This is a genomic window from Dietzia sp. E1, from assembly GCF_014145015.1.
Lineage (GTDB): Bacteria > Actinomycetota > Actinomycetes > Mycobacteriales > Mycobacteriaceae > Dietzia > Dietzia cinnamea_A.
This window is the reverse complement of record NZ_JAALDU010000301.1, coordinates 1-6,085: the sequence shown is the minus strand read 5'-3', so window position 1 is coordinate 6,085 and position 6,085 is coordinate 1. Positions and strand designations below refer to the sequence as shown.

Below are 6,085 nucleotides of genomic sequence, written 5' to 3'. Positions count from 1 at the left end.
AATCTGGTTTCGTGGAGAGATGACGACCGCGCCCGCCTTCCGCACGACCCGCCGTCGGCGCGGCCGCACCGCCTCCGGTGTGGTCGCCGCCGTGTTGACCGTGGCCCTCGCGGGAACCGGCTGCGCGGCGCTGACCGGGGACACCGGCTCCGACGAGCTCCAGCAGTTCCTCTCCGCGCTCGAGGCCGGCGACGTCGCCGGGGCGGCCGCGATGACCACCGACCCGGCCGCCGCGGAGGAGACGCTCGCCGCGAACATCGAGTCGATGGGGTTCACGCCGACCCTGACGATCGACACGCCCGAGGGGGACCGGCGCCCCGACAAGGACCCCGTGCCCGTGGAGATCACATGGGACATGGGCGTCGCCGGAGGCGGCGACGGCAGTGAGGGTGACGACGACGAGGGCGGCGCCACCCCGGCCGGCGGGGGCGGTGAGCCGTCGCCCGCCCCGCGCGTGGTCACGACCACGGGTGAGGCCGCCACGACCAGGGTGGACGACCAGTGGAAGGTGCGGTGGGCGCCGACCATCCTCGACACCCGTCTCGAACCGGGTGGCTACCTGGCGTTCTCCGAGATCCTCGACTACGACACGTCGGTCCTCGACCGGACGGGCGCGCCGCTGCTGCAGTGGACGCCCGTCACGGCGGTGACGCTCGCCCCGGACGCCGCGGGGAGCGCCGACGCGGTCGCGGCGCTGGTGAGCGCCGCGGCCCCGACCATCACCGGGCAGTCGATCCGCGACGGCATGGCGCAGGCCGGCGACCAGCCCTACCAGGTGGTGGGGCTGCGCCCCAGCGACATCGACCCGATCCGGGAGCAGCTCGCCGCGATCGAAGGCGTGAGCCTGCCGGAACGCGGCGACCTCATCCGCACCGACAAGGAGCTTCGCTCCCCGGTGCTGGACGGACTGCCCGACGCGTGGCTCGAGGCGCTGCAGGCGGAGGGCGGGTGGACCGCCGAGATCGTCAACCCCGGCGCCGAGCCGATCGAACTCGGCAGCGCGCCGGTCGGCGAGGTCGACGACCTCGTCTCCACCGTCCAGATCTCCGTGCAGCAGGCCGCGGCGGACGCGGTGTCCGGCACCGGGCTGGCGGCGTCGATCGTCGCGATCCAGCCCTCGACCGGCGGGATCCTGGCCGTGGCGCAGAACTCCGCCGCCGACCAGCAGGGGCCCGTGTCGCTCGAGGGCCGCTTCCCGCCCGGCTCCACGTTCAAGGTCGTCACCACGGCCGCCGCGCTGCAGTCCGGCGTCCTGGGCCCCGACGAGATCGTGCCCTGCCCGGCGTCGATCACCGTCTCCGGCCGCACGATCCCCAACGACGATGATTTCGCGTTGGGCGAGGTGCCCATGGAGACCGCATTCGCCCGCTCCTGCAACACCAGCCAGGCCGTCATCAGCGACCGGCTCGAACCGACCGCCATGAAGGACACGGCCGCCCAGCTCGGGCTGGGGGTCGGCTTCTCCGGGCCGGGGATGAGCCCGTCGTGGTTCACCGGCTCGGTGCCCGTCACCGACCGCGGCCCGGCGCGCGTGGAGGCCGCGATCGGCCAGGGCGAGGTCTTGGCCAGCCCGTTCGGTATGGCGGTGATGACCGCCTCGCTCGCGAACGGCGGACGGATGATCCTGCCGCAGGTGATCGCCGGCATGCCGGCGGTGGCCGCCGCCTCGCCCGAGCCACTGCCCCCGGCCGTCGTGGACACCCTGCGCCGGTACATGGTGCAGACCGTGCAGTCCGGCACCGCGACCGCCGCCCGAGCGGTCCCCGGCCTGGGCGGCAAGACCGGCACCGCCGAGGTCGGCAGCGGCCCGTCGCACGGCTGGTTCGTGGGCTCGACAGGCGACATCGCCGTGGCCGTGCTCATCGAGGGCGCCGACTCCTCGGCCCCCGCGGTGGAGATGGCCGCCGACTTCCTCGGCGCCGCAGGACAACCGGCCCCGCTGTCGGCACGCTGAAGCGGGTAGTTTCGGCCCATGCGCCTTCCCAAGGTCCCCCTCCCTGCCCTCTCCCTGCCCGCGGTCTCCCTGTCCGCCCTGCCGCTGCCCGGACTCGATCGACTGCCCTTCTCGTCGTCCCCCTCCCCCGCCGATACCCACCGCCGCGTCCTCGTCACCGGTGGCGCCTCCGGACTGGGCCTGGCCCTGGCCACCGCGTTCCTCGAACGCGGCGACCGGGTGATCGTCACCGACCTCGCCCCCACCGACGCCCGTCCCGACACGGTTCCCGACGACGCGCGCTACCTGCGCCTCGACGTGCGCTCGGAGGACGAGTGGCAGGCCACGCGCGCCGAGGTCGAGGAGATCTGGGGCGGACTCGACGTGCTGGTCAACAACGCCGGCATCGCCCAGGGCGGCCGCATCGAGATGCTCACCGAGGACGACTGGCGGCAGATCGTCGACATCAACCTGCTCGGCGTGGCCCGCGGCTGCCGCACCTTCGTGCCGATGCTCAAGGCGCAGGGCAGCGGTCGGATCGTCAACACCGCCTCCCTCGCCGGGCTCGTGCACCCGCCCACCATGTCCTCCTACACCGCCGTCAAGGCCGCCGTCGTGGCGATCTCCGAGAGCCTGCGCTGGGAGCTCGAGCCGTTCGGCGTGGACGTGTCCGTGATCTGCCCGTCGTTCTTCCGCACCAACCTCGCCTCGAGCCTCAACTCCTCCGACCCCGCCGCCAGCGGGTTCGCGAGCAAGCTCATCGACCGCTCCGAGCGTGGGGCCACCGAGATCGCCGCCGAGGTCATGACCGGACTCGACGCCGGGCGGTTCCTCATCCTCCCCGACCCCGAGGCGCGGAAGTCCTACCGAGGCAAGCGGCTCCTGCCCGCGGCCTACGAGAAGACGATGACCGAGATGGGACGGAAGTTCGCGCGCGCCACCCGCGAGTAACCTGCGGGGCATGACCCCCTCCCACCTCTTGTCCCGCGCCGATCTCGACTTCCTCCTGCACGACTGGCTGCGGGTGTCCGAGCTGACCGGGCGCGAGCGCTACGCCGACCACTCCCGCGAGACGATCGACGCCGTGCTGGACCTGTCGGCCGAGCTCGCCGAGACCTACTTCGCGCCCCACTTCCGCGCCGCCGACCTCACCGAGCCCCGGCTCGTGGGCGAGGAGGTCGAGCTCATCCCCGAGATCGGCGAGGCGCTGGCGAAGTTCGCCGAGGCCGACCTCGTGGGCGCGGCGATGGACGAACGCGTCGGCGGCATGCAGCTGCCCTACACCGCGTACCTCGCGTGCATGGCGTGGTTCTACGCCGCCAACATCTCCACGGCCGCCTACCCGCTGCTCACCACCGGCAACGCCAACCTGCTGCTCACCCACGGCTCCGACGAGCAGATCCGGAAATACGTCGAGCCGATGATCCAGGGCCGGTTCACGGGGACGATGTGCCTGTCCGAGCCGCACGCCGGCTCCAACCTCGCCGACATCACCACGCGCGCCGAGCCGCAGTCCGACGGCACCTACCGCCTGTTCGGTCAGAAGATGTGGATCTCCGGCGGCGAGCACCAGATGGCCGAGAACATCGTCCACCTGGTCCTGGCGAAGGTGCCCGGGTCCCCCGCCGGTACCCGCGGCATCAGCCTGTTCATCGTGCCCAAGTTCCTGGTCGACGACGACGGCTCGATCGGCGAGCGCAACGACATCGTCATCACCGGCCTCAACCACAAGATGGGCTTCCGCGGCACGGTCAACACCATGCCCACCCTCGGGCAGGGCATGCACACGCCCGGCGGGCGACCGGGCGCGGTCGGGTATCTCGTCGGCGAGGAGAACACCGGCCTCAAGAAGATGTTCACCATGATGAACGAGGCCCGCCTCGGCGTGGGCCTGGGCGCCACCGCCATCGGCTACACCGGCTACCTCAAGTCGCTGGACTACGCGCGCAACCGGCCCCAGGGCCGGCCCGCCGGCGCGGATCCGTCGACGCCGCAGGTGATGCTCACCCGCCACGCGGACGTGCGGCGGATGCTGCTCGCCCAGAAGTCGTACGTGGAGGGCGCGCTGGCGCTGGGCCTGTTCTGCGCGAGACTGGTCGACGACGAGAAGACCGGCTCGCCGGAGGAGTCGATGGCCGCGAAGACGCTTCTGGACGTCCTCACCCCGATCGCCAAATCGTGGCCGTCGCAGTGGTGCCTCAAGGCCAACGAGCTGGCGGTGCAGGTGCTCGGCGGGGCCGGGTACACGATCGACTACGACGTCGAACAGCACTACCGCGACAACCGCCTCAACCCGATACACGAGGGCACCCACGGCATCCAGGGGCAGGACCTGCTCGGCCGGAAGGTCCTCGCCGGCGGCGGCGCCGGACTGGCCGCGCTCACCGGGCGGATCACCCAGAGCTGCGATCGGGCGGCCGCGGCCGGCGGGGTCGTCGCCGAGCTGGCCTCGCTGCTGCGCCCGCGCGTCACCCGACTCATCGAGGTCACCACTTCGCTCGCCGAGGTCGGCGCGACCGACCCGGAGGCGTTCCTCGCCGACGCCACCGAGTACCTCGAGGCGACCGGCCACGTGGTGATCGCGTGGATCTGGATCGAGCAGCTGCTCGCGCTGGGTGACCGGGTGGCGGGCGGTGCCGGCGCCGACGCCTTCGCCGCCGGCAAGCTCAAGGCGGCCGAGTACTTCCTGCGCCGCGAGCTGCCGATCGTCGACGCCAAGTTCGACCTGCTCGCCGCCGGCGACCGCACGACGCTGGACATGCGCGACGACTGGTTCTGACGCGACTGGGCCCGGACCGACGTGGTGTCGGCCCGGGCCCGGATCACGGTGCGTGGGAGTTCAGGGCTCCCACTGACGCCCTCGGCGGGGTGTTCAGGGCACCTGCCGCAGGTGGCGTCAGGTGTTCAGGGCACCGGACGCCGGTCTGCTCACTCCTCGGGCATGAGCACCTGGTCGATGAGGTAGACGGTGGCGTTCTCGGTCTGGACGCCGCCGCAGACGACGCCGGCGCCGTTGACCATGAGTTCGTCACCCGAGCCGGTGACCTCGAGCTGCGCACCGTTGAGGGTGGTGTGCTCGCCGACGACCTGATCGGGCGCAGCCTGCCCCTCCACGACGTGGTAGGTCAGGATGCCGGTGAGCAGGTCTGCGTCGGTCTGCAGCGACTGCATCGTGGCCTCGTCGATCTGCGCGAAGGCGTCATCGATCGGGGCGAACACGGTGTACTCGCCGCTGTTCAGGGTGTCGACGAGATCGACCTCCGGATTGACGCCGCCCGAGACGGCCGAGGTGAGCGTGGTGAGCATGGGGTTGTTGGAGGCGGCGGTGGCGACCGGCTCCATGGCCATGCCCTCGACCGAGCCCGGGCCCTCCGGGTTGGCCTCGGCGTAGTCCGCGCAGCCCGCGCCGACGAGCATGCCGGCCGGCTCCGACTCCATGGTGGAGGTCTCGCTCGCGGACGTGGTGGTCATGACCGAGGTGGCGGTGCCCTCGGCGGTGTTCTCCGTATCGCTTCCCTCGTCGCTCGAGCAGCCGGCGAGGACGAGTCCGGAGACCGCGGCGGCCGCGGTGATCGACGCGACGCGCCGGGAGATCGTGATGCCCATGGTGCGTTTCCTTTCGGTAGGGCCCCGCCGAGTTGGCGGGACTCTGTGCAGTGGGTCACCAGTGCTTCGGCGGGCCATCCGGTCCGGATGGGTGCCGTAGGGAATTTGTTTCGTACCGGTCCACCGGGATCCCGGCTCCGAACTCCTGGCATGGACAGCACAGAGCAACGACCCAGGGCGGTCGCTCGGGCCGCCTCGGGCCTCCTCGCCACCGGCCTCGCCGTGGCGGTGGGGCACGCCGTGGCCGGCGTCGTCGCCCCGGGGTCGTCCCCGTTCCTCGCGGTGGCCGACTCCGTGGTCGACCGCGCCCCCGCCGCCGTCCGGAAGGTGACGATCGACGCGTTGGGTACCGCCGACAAGCCCGCCCTGATGATCGGGCTGGCGGCCATCCTCCTCGTCACGGGCGTGGTGGTCGGCCTCGTCGAGCGTCCGCGTCGCCCCGCCGGGAGCGCCGTCCTCGTCGTCTTCGGGCTCGTCGGCATGGTGGCGGCGCTGGCCCGCCCGTCGGCCGGGCCGCTGTGGGCGGTACCGACCCTACTCGGCGTG

4 protein-coding genes and 1 pseudogene are annotated in these 6,085 nt (G+C 72.1%); 4 read left to right on the top strand and 1 reads right to left on the bottom strand.

Annotation, left to right across the window (positions count from 1 at the left end; translation table 11 throughout):
- Positions 1 to 19: 19 nt before the first annotated feature.
- Genes G6030_RS10585 through G6030_RS10575 form a run of 3 tightly spaced genes read left to right on the top strand, consistent with a single transcriptional unit; the run spans position 20 to position 4,712 of the window.
- The gene (locus G6030_RS10585) at positions 20 to 1,954 is read left to right on the top strand and encodes a penicillin-binding transpeptidase domain-containing protein (protein ID WP_182643093.1); all 1,935 of its coding nucleotides are present in this window, start codon (positions 20 to 22) and stop codon (positions 1,952 to 1,954) included.
- A gap of 18 nt (positions 1,955 to 1,972) precedes the next feature.
- Positions 1,973 to 2,884, top strand: coding sequence for an SDR family NAD(P)-dependent oxidoreductase (locus tag G6030_RS10580; RefSeq protein WP_182643092.1), 912 nt, complete (start codon positions 1,973 to 1,975; stop codon positions 2,882 to 2,884).
- Positions 2,885 to 2,894: 10 nt separating this feature from the next.
- Entirely contained in the window at positions 2,895 to 4,712 is a 1,818-nt protein-coding gene (locus tag G6030_RS10575; protein WP_182643091.1) for an acyl-CoA dehydrogenase, read from the top strand.
- Between the two features lie 149 nt (positions 4,713 to 4,861).
- Here the strand turns inward: G6030_RS10575 and G6030_RS10570 are convergent, their stop codons facing one another.
- Positions 4,862 to 5,539, bottom strand: coding sequence for a fasciclin domain-containing protein (locus G6030_RS10570; RefSeq protein WP_182643090.1), 678 nt, complete (start codon positions 5,537 to 5,539; stop codon positions 4,862 to 4,864).
- A 150-nt stretch (positions 5,540 to 5,689) separates the two neighbouring features.
- Between G6030_RS10570 and G6030_RS10565 the strand changes: the two are divergent.
- Positions 5,690 to 6,085: pseudogene (locus G6030_RS10565) on the top strand (oxidoreductase); the annotation flags it as partial.